We start from the raw sequence: 12,713 nt of genomic DNA on the forward strand, positions 1-12,713 counted from the left end.
ACGCAACCTTTCATTAATCATACCGGTGACTGAAATGAAGAAAGTCATACTCTCCTTATTATTTCTCGGCGTTATGGCGTCATGTTCAACATCCGCAACGACCGCTGAAGCCTGCGAAGTGGTTTTATGCATGTACGGTAAAACAACGGGAAACAGCGGCAGCAGTGAATGTCATTCCGCTGAACGGGCATTCTTTAATATCGTGAAAGAGAATAAACACGGTTTTCTTCCTGACCATACGGCCGATGCCAGAAAATCGTTTTTACTTGAATGTGTTTCGGCAGACCCGGCGGCTATTAGTCAGGTCATCAGTAAATATGGCCGCGTTCGTGGTTAATACTGGCGAGACGGGCGGAGAGCGTGACGGTTTTCAGGTTTTTATGGCTTCTGTTTTTCGCGGATTAAGGAGCGAAGAAACAGGGGCCGTAAAAATGAGGCAGCGGACAGAAATATTTTCACGGGTTAAGGAGCGAAAATAATTCAGGCACCGCGCCTCACCTGCAAACAGCCGCGCCCACGCGGATTTTGCAGGCCGGGGGGAGCCGGATAAATTTCGCCGCCCCAGCGAGCGAAAAGCTGTCGCCCACGACAGCGGTTTATTTGGGGGGCATCGCCCCGCACACCGTCGCAGATAAGTCTCCGGCCAAAAGCCGGTAGCGTGGCGCGACCACCCTCTTTAAAGGTCAGCTTCCCTTTTATTCCCGCTACGAGGAACGAGTAAAGGGAAGAAAAAGGCGAAAGCGACCGTCTTAAAGGGGGTGGTCGCGCGTAGCGTGCGACGGTGTGCCGCCGTTGACCCTGGGGGTTTTGGCGCGGCGTCCAGATGCGACATTACCCCCATGTGACATGCAGTGAGAGCGTCCAGCCCGAGCGTAATGTCACACGCCGTTGCCCGTCATTCGGGCGTTTCAGGAGACGGACGACCACTGGTCGGCTGTTTTCTGAAAGCGCGGATCACGGGCATGAGCGTCGGAGACGTTCAATGCTTTTCATTCTTTTATGGGCGTCATCAATAGGCGTCGCGTATGGGCGTGGGGTGTGACGTCCATTGGTGACGCCCATGTGATGCGCCGTCACACCGAAATCAGACCGGAGATCACTGCAATGGGAACTCATCTGATGCAAAGGCTGAATGCCTTTTCGGATGCCTTTTCTTTTTTTCTGCTGTGGCTGCAACACAACCCGGTAATATTATCCATATTTGCCGGGCTGACGCTGCCATTCATCTTTCATCTGCCACGTGAAGAAAGAAAAAACGCCCCCTTCTGGTTAAAATCGGTGGCGGGTATATCCACCTTCTTTTTCATATTTGGCACCCTGTCACCGCTGACCATTCAGGGGCTGAGTTTTTTCTTTAAAGTACTCGACAATAACATTCTGCTCAGATTATCACTCTGGATACTGACTGTCGGATTTACCCTTGCTGGTCTGGCTTTTCATATTACTGCCCGAAGGCTTCTGGTCGGAGAAGTCGACAGTCTGAAACATCGGATGATTAAAAAAAGCAAGCTGGAAAGAAATGTCAGAACGGATGTTCGTGAAGTCAGAGACATGTTACCTGACAGCATTGCATATAATCCGCTGGATTATATTGACCTCAATAACGGTATCTTTATCGGACTGGATAAAGATAATCAGCCGCAATATATCACCCCCGAAGAATTTCAGACCCAACATGCCGACCTTATCGGCACCACAGGCTCCGGTAAAGGGGTGAGCGTCTGTGTTCTGCTTTATCAGGCAATACTTGCAGGTGAAGGCGTGTTTGTCGAAGATCCCAAAAATGATGAGTGGGCACCACATGTTATGCGGGAAGCCTGTCAGAAAGCTGGAAAAAAATTTGTTCTTATTAACCTGAACGACCTTAATTTCCAGCTTGATTTACTGGCTGATATTTCTCATGAACAACTGGAAGAACTGTTTAATGCCGGTTTCAGCCTGGGTAAAAAAGGCGAAGGTGCTGACTTTTATCGTATTGCCGATCGCCGTGCAGCGAGAAACACGGCTGCTATTTATGAAAATGGCATGACATTACGTGATTTATTCAACACTGACTTTGTGAAATCTCTCAGTGAAGATGTGCCTGCTTTTTATGGCGAGCTTGAGGAAATCGCTTTAGTGAATTCCATTAATGCCCGCAACGGATTTTCCTTAAAGACCATTTTTGATGAAGGCGGATGCTGCTACATCATCGGCTCGATGCGTAACCAGAAAATCATATCGGCTCAGCGAATGATTTTAACTCGCCTGATTCAGATAGCCGAAACGCGTGATCGGATAAAAGGCAAACCTCGTCCTGTCGCTATTTTCCTTGATGAACTCAAGTATCACCTGTCCCGCCCTGCGCTTGAAGGACTTGGCGCAGCGAGGGATAAAGGTGTGCATATCATCATGGCTCACCAGTCGGTAAAAGATTTATATGACTGTCCGGCAGATCTGGAGGGTGATGCCGTTGCCGGTTCGGTGATTGAGAATTGCAAGTTTATGCTGGTTTATCGCCTTCGCGATCCGGATACTGCCGACTGGGTCGCCAGAATGACAGGCTCTATACTGGTTGACGATGAAATGAGGAAAGTTAAAACGGATATTTCCCTGACGGAGAAAATGGAAACAGACAGGATGATCCGCCAGGCTGAACGATATTATATAGACAGCAATATGTTGCTTAACCTCCCCCAATTTGTTGGTTTTGTTTTTACCCAGAATGACCTAGCGAAGGCAACCAAACTATCCCACATACCTGTGAAAAAGAAATATATCGACCTGTTTTCATTTGAGCATAAAAACCCTTCGCACACCGAAAAAGAAAGCCAGAACCACAAACCCTCCATTAACCTGTGAGGCTATCTATGCTTATTCATAACGTTGCTGAAAGAAATGAAACCGCAAAAAAGAGAATGCGGGCATTGTTGTATTTTCTCAAAGAAGAAACATTTTCTGATTTCCGGACCTTAAAAAAAGTTGTCGGCTATAAAGGGAAACATAACCATGCGATGTATAACCTGCTTAATAAAGCGGTTGCGATGGGCTTCTTGAATAAACATAAATACCCGGTATTGACCGGAAAAAAATCATTGTGGGGGATCACCATGCAGGGACTGGCAATGGTGGTTAGCGCTAATGACAAGGTTTTCCCTGCCTATTTTGAGCCGGGCAAACTCAGACACTGGACGCTGGAGCATCGCCTGTTAAACCAGCGGGTCAGGATCGCACTAGAGGAAAAAGGCGGTACGGGCTGGCTTAACGGCGATCGGGGAGAGTTTATAGCGCGATATCCGGGTGTCCGACACCGACCAGACGGCATTATTACCTTAAGCAGCGGCGCCATCGTTGCGGTGGAAACAGAGCGAACGATGAAAACACGTGCCCGTTACCTCAGCATCATTAACAGTCATCTGGCCGCCAGCGACGCCGGGCGCTGGCACTATGCGATGTATGTGATGCCGGATGATAAAACCAAGGAGTCGCTGATCAGGCTGTTTGCCAGCATCAGGACGGTGATGAGAAACATTGTGCCCGTTCCGTTTGATGCGAAAAACCGCGAGATGTTTCTGTTCCGCACAATTGATGAACTGGAAGAGAGTATCAATGATAAACAGGAAGCCCCTTCTTCATCAGCTCATGGCGATGACGGGAGGGAATACCATGCATGACGTTCTGACCCATGGCGACTGCCTTGACGTACTGCGCAGTATGCCGGGCAACTCGGTGGACAGCATCGTGACCGACCCGCCCTATGGTATTAAATTCATGGGTAAGGCATGGGACTATGATGTTCCTTCACAAGCCATCTGGGAAGAATGTCTGCGCTTACTTAAACCCGGTGGTCATCTGCTGTCCTTCGCGGGATCCCGTACTCAACACAGGATGGCAGCGCGTATTGAGGATGCAGGATTTGAAATACGTGACATGATCGTATTTCTCTACGAGACCAGCACTGCTGCTCAGGTCCTCATTGAAAGTTTATCGTCGGATCAGCTCAAATTGCTGGATGCGGCATTCGGACATGACGGAATGCTGGGATGGGTATACGGCTCGGGTTTTCCTAAATCTCATAACGCGTTGAAACCGGCTCTGGAGCCTATTACCCTTGCCCGTAAGCCATTCAGGGGATCCATGGCATCGAACGTTCTCGTTTATGGTACCGGCGTTCTGAATGTCAGAGAATGCAGGATCCCTCTGGCAGAGGGGGAATCCCCCTATGATTATCCAAATGGACCGGGAGGTTCCGATCCTAACCACATGTGGCGAGGCAGAAATAAAGGTGACGGGGGTATCGCCAGGCAAGGAAACCCCGATGGCCGATGGCCTGCCAATCTTATCCATGATGGCAGTGATGAAGTACTTGCTATGTTCCCGGATACTCCTCAACAGGCAGAAATTAGCAGCGCCAGTCGGTTTTTTTATTGTGCGAAAGCCAGCAAAAAAGATCGTGGTGAGCGTAACAATCATATGTGTGTAAAGCCCACCGAACTGATGCGTTACCTCTGCCGCCTGGTTACCCCTCCAGGCGGCACTGTACTTGATCCCTTTATGGGGAGTGGAAGCACCGGCAAAGCTGCGGCGATGGAAGGTTTCTGTTTCATCGGTATTGAGCGGGAAGCGGATTATGTGGAAATTGCTCACGGGCGTATTGCGGCAGCACGGAGTACCGCAGCTCGTTCTGGTGATGCAGGAATACACATTGACAATTGAATTCGGGTAAAATGCCTCTAAAAATGTTAGCGAAGATTTGAGCTAACATTTTTATGGCTCAAGGCCATAACCTAACCTGACAGACAGCTTTGTGCCAAAAGCGGACGTTGCTACCAAACAGTCTGAGTGATTCAGCAAAGCGTCAGTCGTCATATATTTTCAGGACAAAGATGCACGCGGAACCAGTCAACAACCCTATTTATGACAACGGGTTGATACCAGTGATCATCACCGTGTTCTGCGCCTTCGATAAGGACGTAGTCCGCTTTGTTTCCCGATTCCAAAAGGGCTTTGTAAAGCGTTGCGCTCTGTTTAGGTGATACTAATGTATCCTTACTTCCATGCATTATTAGGAACGGAGGTTTACATCCCTTGAGACGCCCTATGGGGCTTGCATTTATCGCTTTTTCAGGTACAGAACTGATTGAGGCACCTGCAAAATTCTTGAAAGCCACACCATTAATTAGCAGTGACTCCGTGACTGCAGGAGACTGATGCACTTTTTGTCGGAGATCCGGAAAACCGTCACCTATGTTACGCAGATCTGATATTCCGTAAAGCGTAGCGACAGCCTGCACATCAGCGGACTGGCTGAGAAAATCGCCGTGATCGAATGACTTATCGCCATTAGTGGTACCAAGCATCTGCGCCAGCCAGCCTCCAGCAGAATCGCCAATTACACCAATTCGTGAGGGGTCAATGCCATAATCATGGGCATGTTGACGAAGGTATCTTACTGCTGCTTTAGCATCTATCACTGGCGCAGGGAAAGTATCAGGAATTGTCCTGTATTCTGCCGCTGCAACAACAAAGCCAGCCTCCGCTAAAGCCATGCGCATCTCCACAAATTTGTTGTGTTCAGCGGTCATAAACCCACCCCCAGGAAAATAAATGATACCTGGTTTCAAAATGTTGGTACGAGGAACAAGAAAAGACATATGCAATTGCCTGACAGAACGAGTTTTTTTTACTGTCTCATAAACCACATCACTAATATTATCTATAGGGGTTTTAGTCAAGGCGACTTGGATAATTTTCGCCCCATGAACATAACCAGGAAGATCATGATAATTAGAAGATATTTCATTGTTTTCTTTAGAAATCATAAAAAAACACCAGTTTTTAAATATTGTTTCACCAGCCCATCTATAATTCTGAAAGGGTAGGCCATCCTGTCAGATAATTTTCAAGGCCGAATTAATGGTAGCAAAAAATAAAATTCGCTTTAACACCCATTTGAAATATGTACAGACTAACATTGATGTCAGACATACGTAAAATATAATCCTCTGTAATTACACCATCCCGACCAAGCTTGGTGAAATCGGTTCTGTCTCCGGATGACTACTGTATACATACATATCGAAAGGCTCATCAATTCAAACACTTGTATTATCTACAAATCACAAAAAGTGATATTTATATTCATAGCCAGTTACGCCCTTGGGTTATTGTTATTTTTTTCATATCTCAACCGGTCTTCACGAAAGCGATCAGCATTATCGACAATCCAGGTCCACAGCGGGATCATTCGCACAAGTAACTCCATACCTGTATCGGACAGCTCGTATTCGACTCGTGGCGGGATTTCACTGAAATCATGGCGAATAACCAGTCCGTCGCGCTCAAGCTGTCGTAATGTACGTGTCAGCATGCGCTGAGTCACTCCGTGCATACGCCTGCCAATTTCGGCGTGACGTAGTCTGCCATAAACGCCAAGCGTGTTGACGATACCCAGTGACCATCGACTGCCTGCATGAGCCAGTACCTCCCGCCGCAAGCCATCATCATCGTCTCTCAGACCCTTACAAACAGCCTGCGAATACTGAAGAATTTCGTCCCGATCCATTTCACAGATTCCCGGTATCATACGTGTACCTTCTTTTTTAGCCTGTTATGAATTGCTAGAGTGGCGCAACAATTCATGTAAGGCCAGATTATGAACAAAACTGATCTTAACGCTACGTCTGAGAAAATCCTCGTGCTCGGTGCCGGTGAGCTGGGCCTCCCCGTTCTGCGAAATCTTGCCCTTCGGGCAAAAGATGTGGAGGGAACGAAAATCAGCGTACTGCTGCGCGAAAGTACCGTAACGTCAGATGAACCTGTAAAAAAATTAGTTATCACGGAAATCAGAAACCTCGGTATTAATATAGTCACGGGCGATCTCGTCATGAGTTCTGTCGACGATTTGGCCAGCCTCTTTGCGCAATTTGACACAGTCGTTGGCTGCACGGGGTACGCGGCCGGAATAAATACACCAATGAAACTGGCGCAGGCGGCCCTGCAGGCGCGAATTCCACGCTATTTTCCATGGCAGTTTGGTGCCGATTTTGATGCCATCGGACGTGGCAGTCCACAAGACATCTTCGACGCGCAGATTGACGTGCGTGATTTACTACGCAGCCAGCATGAAACTGAGTGGGTCATCATTTCGACCGGCATCTTCATGAGCTATTTGTTCGAACCAGACTTCGGTGTGGTCGATCTGCAGAACGATACTGTTCACGCACTCGGCAGCATTGACAACACCATGACGCTGACAACACCTGATGATATCGGGGTGCTGACGGCAGCGATCGTATTTACAACTCCTCGCATCCGTAATGAAATTGTGTATATCGCCGGTGATACACTGACCTACGCAGAGGTTGCAGATAAGCTGCAATCAGCGCTTGGCCACCCTTTCGACTGCACGGTATGGAGCGAAGAATATCTGATAGATAAACTGGCGCTCAACCCACAAGACATGATGTCTAAGTATCGTGCCGTTTTTGCGCAGGGGCGGGGAGTTGCATGGGATAAAAAGCAGACATTCAATGAACGCCATAACATTCGGGTCACCGATGTGGCAGCCTGGATTAATGCAAACCTGGCCCCGGGCAGCTCGCTATAAACGTATTTAAGCTGCTGTAATAAATACCAGAGTCTTTCTCCTGCCTATCCGAATACGGTGATGAGAAAGACTCTGTTCCCCCTGTTGGCACTGATAGCAAAGCGGTTATGCTGTGTGCGCTGAAAACCGGCTCTCCGGTAAACCGGGGAATACGGCTGATTTCGCTCTCAGCAGCGCTCCATCATGCCTTGACGGCACAGAAAGACCCACGCTGGCACTGGTACAATACAGCGTTGTGAATGCTTCTCCCGCGAGTGTCGGACAAGTGCTCTGAATTCCTGGAGAGGGCAGTATACGGTCCGTCGTTCCGTCCGGACGATAACGTACAACACGGCTTCCTCCCCATTCGGCATTCCAGATATAGCCCATTGCGTCCACGCAGGAGCCGTCAGGCGCCCCCTTTCCTTCTGTTACAGTGAACACGCGCTGGTTATTCATAGAGGGGTAATCACAGCACATTATACGGCCCTGCATCGAGTCACAGTAATACATCGTGCTGCCGTCCGGACTGAAGCAGATGCTGTTCGGGATGGCCACCTCAGGCAGGGGTAGAGTCTCAATGCTGAGTGTCGCTGCATTTAGCCTGTGAAATCTTCCTATGACTTTCGCGGGGTACCCGTCATCCATGGTCCCGAAGACGAAATTACCCTCACGGTCGCACCGACCATCCCCTGTCCGTGTTCCCGGTCCTCCTGGTGACGCCACTATCGGCATAAAGGTACCTGTATTCAGATCGCAGAAGGCGAATCTGGATGCCAGCCCCATCAGTAAAACGTCAGGATTTTCAGTAAGTGCAAACGAACCGAGGCGCTCCGGCAGGGACCAGCGCATCACAACACTGGTGTCTTCTTCAAGGGCAAGCAGTTCGCTGCCTTCAATGTCAGTCCAGTAAATCCTGCGTGTCCTCTCGCACCAGATTGGGCACTCTCCCAGCAAATTTCTGGCATCAGCAGCCACTGAAAACATGTTATTTCTCCCGCATATAAAAGTTTCGCATCGCCTGACCAAAAACTTACGGCCATCTGCACTATGGCAGAGCGCCGTAAGGAGTAATTCTCACCCTGTCAGGGCAAAAAACGCGCTGAAAGTTTGTCACCAAAAAGCATGATGGCGAGACCTGCCAGCATGACCAGCATGCCCCCCAGTTTGAGCAGCGAAACCGGTCGCCTAACAGCACCCAGCAGACCGAAATGGTCAATCATTTGCGACGAGAGTAATTGCCCAACGATTGCCAGCCCTAGCAGAGCTGAAAAACCGATTTTCGGTGCCAGCACCACGTAGCTGAACAACGCACAGGCACCGATCAGGCCGCCCGCCAGACTCCACGCAGGCTGCGAAGGAATAGCAGCGAGAGAGGTAAATAACCCTCCACGTAGCAGCGAGTAAATCCCGAGGCTCAACGCCCCGGCCGTAAAGGAAAAGAACGCGGCGGTGACCGGATCTCCGCCGAGCCCTTTTGCGAGCTGACTGTTCAGTGTCGTCTGAAGGGTAATACCCAGGCCCGCTGCAAAAGCTATTACGTAATAAATCGCGCTCATGCTGTTATTCCCTGTCAGTTTGCCTGGACCAGCGGCAGGAATTTTTCCGCAAAGATGTCTGGCTCATACCCTGCTGCCGCAAATAGATGCTCGCGTGACTCATCAATGGCGGCGCGAAGGCGCTCACTGTCCACACCCAGCACTTTGCCGTTCTGCTTGACGATGCGCCCGCCGATCATCACGGTATCGATGTTGCTGCGTTCAGCTGCATGTACCACCGTTCCGAATGCATTTCCGTTCGGGTAAAGGTTGAGGTCAGCCGCGTTAATCAGGATCAGATCGGCCTGTTTGCCCGGCGTCAGGCTGCCTACTTTATCCTGCAGACCGGCACAAAATGCACCATCGACCGTTGCCGATTTAAGCAGCTGCGCTGCCGGGATCGTTGTCAAAGAATGATCTGAATCACAGCAGTGCTGCTTATGCATACCCATTACGCGCTGCAGATAAAACGCCACGCGCATTTCCATAAACATGTCGGTGCTGTAAGACGTTTCGTTATCCACGCTCAGACCCGGTGTAATGCCATGACGCTGCGCAGCCTCAATAGCAAACATCCCGCTTTCAATACCGTAGTGCGAATCTGAGCGCGGGCAGACGTTTACCCGCACGCCGGCTTCACGCAGGATTTCCCAGCCCTCATCAGGCAGCGCGGTACAGTGGTTAAAGATATTGTCCGGACCCAACAGGCCCTGCTGATGCAGCGATTCAAGCTCGGAGGCCATCTCAGCACCAAAGAACTCGGTCACGATTGGCAGCCCCAGCCTGCGGGCCTCGGCCCACAATTCCGGCTCCAGCTGGGCCATGACGCCGAGCGTCACAAGACTATCAGGATTATCCCTGAAATATTTTTCCTGCAGACGCTGCCAGTTGCCAGGCCAGTGCGCTTTATCCCATTCGCCTGCTACCGGCGCACCGGACGCATGAATAGCGCGAATACCGGCATCAAGCAGGGCTTCAACGGCGGCGTCTGAATGCGCTGCGGTACGGCTGTTGTGCGAGTTATCGATCATGGTAGTGATACCCGCATCAATCGCGCCCAGCGCCGTCAGCAGGTTGCCAACATAGATATCGGCAGGCCGGTAATATTTCGCGAACGAGAAATGCGTGGCATTGCTGTAGTCGTCCAGACAGGTGGCGTTGGGGTTGATGCGGCGCAGCTGACCTTCCCAGGCGTGACGATGAGAATCGACCATCCCCGGCATGGCAATCATATTTGTGGCATCAATGACTTGAGCACCCTCGGCGTTCAGGTCCTTGCCGATTGCGGTGATGGTTGAACCTGTGACAAGAATATCGCCACGTTCATGGTTACCAACATTCTCATCCATACTCAGTATGGTTGCACCGCGGATCAGGGTTACCGGCGCATTTTCCGTCTGATTATTAACAATATTTCTGATGTAATCGGTCATTTTAAGTGTCTCTTTCAGGTTCAGAATGGAAACAATACGCCTCCTTTTTAAACTGAAAAAGATGACTAACTTGTTTTCATCATTCAGAATTTACGAATAATGAGCATTATCACCGTTACATGCTATTCAGGAGTGCAGTCAGGTGGATCGTATTCAGGCTATGCAGGTTTTTATAAGGGTGGCTGAGGCCGGAAGCTTCGTCCGGGCCGCGGAAACACTTTCCCTGCCTTCTTCTACTGTTACCAGCACCATCAAAAACCTGGAGAAATATCTGCAGGTGCGTCTGCTGAACCGGACCACAAGACGTGTCAGCCTTACTCCGGAAGGTCTGCAGTATCTGGCGCAGTGCCGGGAAATTCTGGCCTTAGTTGAACATACGGAAGCCAGTCTGGCCGATTTGAACAGGCGCCCCCGTGGCCGTTTACGCGTTGATATGCCCGGCGGTATAGCGCACTTCATCGTCATGCCAAACCTGAAAGAGTTCTACAGCCGTTATCCTGACATTTACCTGATGACCGGCGTCAGCGACCGGCAGGTTGACCTGGTTCAGGAGGGTGTAGACTGCGTGATCAGAACCGGAGAGTTACTTAACTCCACGCTTGTAGCTCGTCCGCTCGGAGAATTTCGCTGGATAACCTGCGCCTCTCCCGACTATCTCAGGGAGTACGGTATTCCGCAGTCACCTGAAGATCTGTCTCATCATCGGGCTATTCATTATTTTTCCGGACAAAGCCGGCGTACAGACGAATTGCGTTTTGTAAAGGGAACAGAAACGCTGTCCGTATCCGTCAGTGGGCAGGCAGCCGTCAACGAGACGGGGCTTTATATAAAAATGTGCCTTGAAGGGTTCGGACTGGCGCAGCTTGCTGAAAATGTTGTAGCAGAACACCTGGAGAAAGGAACGTTGGTTGAAGTTCTGGCCGACTGGCAGCCGCCGTCTGTTCCTGTCACGCTACTTTATCCTCATCAACGTTTTCTTTCCCCTGCTGTACGTGCATTTGCAGACTGGATAGGTGAAATATTCAGTTGATACGCCTGTCACAGCTCCCCGTTGCACATTAAAAGTCGCCAGTATTCAGGGCCCCTGAACGAGCGGCAGACTTTGTTTCTGCGGGTAAGATCCTCCCGGAGCAGCGACTTCCCGGAGAAAGGCACTACTCAATAATTCACATCTCCGGTTTATGGAGGATGCCAGCTAAGAGCGCCAGCAATATCCGGGCCCGCTTTCAACTGAAGTGTCTGAGTAAAATACTTTCAAGGATGTGAAAAACGGTCCTGATGCGCTGCGGTACCAGGGTCTGATAGGGCCTGTAAAGATAAAGCTGCCAGGTTTCCAGTTTCAGTTCGGGCAGGACATTGACCAGCCTGCCGTCTTCAAGGTATTCCCTGCAGGCCAGATTACTCGACTGAATGACAGCTTTACCGGCTAACGCAGCCTGGATCTCCGACTGGGAGTCGGTGGTAAAAAACTCCAGATGGCGCGGTACAAAAGTATCAACGCCATCGAGCATATATTCGAATACTTTTCCGGTTTCAGGATTCAGCAGGCCACTGAAAGGGTAGCGCTGGCGCAGATCGTCGAAATTTTTCGGCGCGCCCAGCTTCTCAATGAGCCCGGGTGATGTCATCAGCGCGTGATGAACCAGCGTAATGGGCCTGACGATAAAATTCGGGTTTGGCTCCCGCTCTATACGGATCCCCATGTCAATGCGGTTCTGAACAGTATCCAGCTTCATCATGTCTAACCGCCAGTCTATAAACAGCTCAGGATAAGGATCGAGGGAGGTAAGAAGCTCATATAACACCTGCTCGTGGCCGGGAAACCGGAATAACGTGATCCTCACAACGCCCTTCATGTCATTGTCATCTCGGGCCGTCTGAAAAAGGGCCTCTGAATCTTCAAGTAGCCGCATGGCCTTCGGCAGGAAAAGCTCACCAAAGCTGGTCAGCACAATTGATCGGGTATTCCGCTTAAAAAGTGGCTCGCCGAGCTGATTTTCCAGTTCGGCAATAGTCCGCGTCACCACTGAAGGGGAAATGGCCAGTCTGACTGCTGCTTCACGAAAGTTCATCGTTTCTGCAGCGGCAACAAAAAATTTCAGCGCATCAAGTTTATTCATCATTATTGTGATTTTAGCAATTCTGACTTTCTAAATTAACAATTTTTCAGCAACA

Annotated in this window: 12 protein-coding genes; 6 read left to right on the forward strand and 6 right to left on the reverse strand. The window is 49.9% G+C overall.

Annotated features, from left to right (window positions below; all coding sequences use genetic code 11):
• Positions 1-34: 34 nt before the first annotated feature.
• The 4 genes from CMQ96_RS02140 (at position 35) to CMQ96_RS02160 (ending at position 4,695) form a co-directional block, all read left to right on the forward strand.
• The gene (locus tag CMQ96_RS02140) at positions 35-337 is read left to right on the forward strand and encodes a TrbM/KikA/MpfK family conjugal transfer protein (protein ID WP_072032071.1); all 303 of its coding nucleotides are present in this window, start codon (positions 35-37) and stop codon (positions 335-337) included.
• A gap of 767 nt (positions 338-1,104) precedes the next feature.
• Positions 1,105-2,841 (forward strand): type IV secretory system conjugative DNA transfer family protein, encoded by a 1,737-nt coding sequence (locus tag CMQ96_RS02150; RefSeq protein ID WP_049082426.1) that lies wholly within the window; start codon positions 1,105-1,107, stop codon positions 2,839-2,841.
• Between the two features lie 8 nt (positions 2,842-2,849).
• Positions 2,850-3,653, forward strand: coding sequence for a MobC family replication-relaxation protein (gene mobC / locus CMQ96_RS02155; protein ID WP_032754861.1), 804 nt, complete (start codon positions 2,850-2,852; stop codon positions 3,651-3,653).
• Positions 3,646-4,695 carry a site-specific DNA-methyltransferase gene (locus CMQ96_RS02160; RefSeq protein WP_049082439.1) on the forward strand — a complete coding sequence of 350 codons (1,050 nt, stop codon included), beginning with the start codon at positions 3,646-3,648 and terminating at the stop codon, positions 4,693-4,695. The genes mobC and CMQ96_RS02160 overlap by 8 nt, the downstream gene beginning before the upstream one ends.
• Before the next feature lie 149 nt (positions 4,696-4,844).
• Here the strand turns inward: CMQ96_RS02160 and CMQ96_RS02165 are convergent, their stop codons facing one another.
• A complete protein-coding gene (locus tag CMQ96_RS02165) occupies positions 4,845-5,801 on the reverse strand; it encodes an alpha/beta hydrolase (RefSeq protein ID WP_012539955.1) in 957 nt (318 codons plus the stop codon).
• A 329-nt stretch (positions 5,802-6,130) separates the two neighbouring features.
• The gene (locus CMQ96_RS02170; protein ID WP_012539944.1) at positions 6,131-6,565 is read right to left on the reverse strand and encodes a helix-turn-helix domain-containing protein; all 435 of its coding nucleotides are present in this window, start codon (positions 6,563-6,565) and stop codon (positions 6,131-6,133) included.
• Between the two features lie 69 nt (positions 6,566-6,634).
• On the opposite strand from CMQ96_RS02170, the gene CMQ96_RS02175 reads away from it, so the two are divergent.
• Positions 6,635-7,588, forward strand: coding sequence for an aromatic alcohol reductase (locus tag CMQ96_RS02175; protein WP_049082425.1), 954 nt, complete (start codon positions 6,635-6,637; stop codon positions 7,586-7,588).
• 105 nt (positions 7,589-7,693) lie between these two features.
• Here CMQ96_RS02175 and CMQ96_RS02180 read toward each other — a convergent pair whose 3' ends face one another.
• The 3 genes from CMQ96_RS02180 to CMQ96_RS02190 form a co-directional block, all read right to left on the reverse strand.
• Positions 7,694-8,554 carry an SMP-30/gluconolactonase/LRE family protein gene (locus CMQ96_RS02180; protein ID WP_012540029.1) on the reverse strand — a complete coding sequence of 287 codons (861 nt, stop codon included), beginning with the start codon at positions 8,552-8,554 and terminating at the stop codon, positions 7,694-7,696.
• Between the two features lie 98 nt (positions 8,555-8,652).
• Entirely contained in the window at positions 8,653-9,126 is a 474-nt protein-coding gene (locus CMQ96_RS02185; RefSeq protein ID WP_046622862.1) for a DMT family transporter, read from the reverse strand.
• 14 nt (positions 9,127-9,140) lie between these two features.
• The gene (locus tag CMQ96_RS02190) at positions 9,141-10,538 is read right to left on the reverse strand and encodes an amidohydrolase family protein (protein WP_032700794.1); all 1,398 of its coding nucleotides are present in this window, start codon (positions 10,536-10,538) and stop codon (positions 9,141-9,143) included.
• Positions 10,539-10,680: 142 nt separating this feature from the next.
• Between CMQ96_RS02190 and CMQ96_RS02195 the strand changes: the two genes are divergently transcribed.
• The gene (locus tag CMQ96_RS02195; protein WP_032700793.1) at positions 10,681-11,568 is read left to right on the forward strand and encodes a LysR family transcriptional regulator; all 888 of its coding nucleotides are present in this window, start codon (positions 10,681-10,683) and stop codon (positions 11,566-11,568) included.
• A gap of 196 nt (positions 11,569-11,764) precedes the next feature.
• Here the strand turns inward: CMQ96_RS02195 and CMQ96_RS02200 are convergent, their stop codons facing one another.
• Complete coding sequence (locus tag CMQ96_RS02200; protein WP_032700859.1) at positions 11,765-12,658, reverse strand: LysR family transcriptional regulator; 894 nt, start codon at positions 12,656-12,658, stop codon at positions 11,765-11,767.
• Positions 12,659-12,713 lie beyond the last annotated feature (55 nt).

Origin of the sequence: Klebsiella sp. MBT K-1 (assembly GCF_002556465.1) — a bacterium.
GTDB lineage: Bacteria > Pseudomonadota > Gammaproteobacteria > Enterobacterales > Enterobacteriaceae > Klebsiella > Klebsiella grimontii.

Coding starts and splice junctions, on each gene's coding strand:
- CMQ96_RS02140 (WP_072032071.1), top strand. CDS start 35: ATGAAGAAAGTCATACTCTCCTTATTATTTCTCGGCGTTATGGCGTCA.
- CMQ96_RS02150 (WP_049082426.1), top strand. CDS start 1,105: ATGGGAACTCATCTGATGCAAAGGCTGAATGCCTTTTCGGATGCCTTT.
- mobC (WP_032754861.1), top strand. CDS start 2,850: ATGCTTATTCATAACGTTGCTGAAAGAAATGAAACCGCAAAAAAGAGA.
- CMQ96_RS02160 (WP_049082439.1), top strand. CDS start 3,646: ATGCATGACGTTCTGACCCATGGCGACTGCCTTGACGTACTGCGCAGT.
- CMQ96_RS02165 (WP_012539955.1), bottom strand. CDS start 5,801: ATGATTTCTAAAGAAAACAATGAAATATCTTCTAATTATCATGATCTT.
- CMQ96_RS02170 (WP_012539944.1), bottom strand. CDS start 6,565: ATGATACCGGGAATCTGTGAAATGGATCGGGACGAAATTCTTCAGTAT.
- CMQ96_RS02175 (WP_049082425.1), top strand. CDS start 6,635: ATGAACAAAACTGATCTTAACGCTACGTCTGAGAAAATCCTCGTGCTC.
- CMQ96_RS02180 (WP_012540029.1), bottom strand. CDS start 8,554: ATGTTTTCAGTGGCTGCTGATGCCAGAAATTTGCTGGGAGAGTGCCCA.
- CMQ96_RS02185 (WP_046622862.1), bottom strand. CDS start 9,126: ATGAGCGCGATTTATTACGTAATAGCTTTTGCAGCGGGCCTGGGTATT.
- CMQ96_RS02190 (WP_032700794.1), bottom strand. CDS start 10,538: ATGACCGATTACATCAGAAATATTGTTAATAATCAGACGGAAAATGCG.
- CMQ96_RS02200 (WP_032700859.1), bottom strand. CDS start 12,658: ATGAATAAACTTGATGCGCTGAAATTTTTTGTTGCCGCTGCAGAAACG.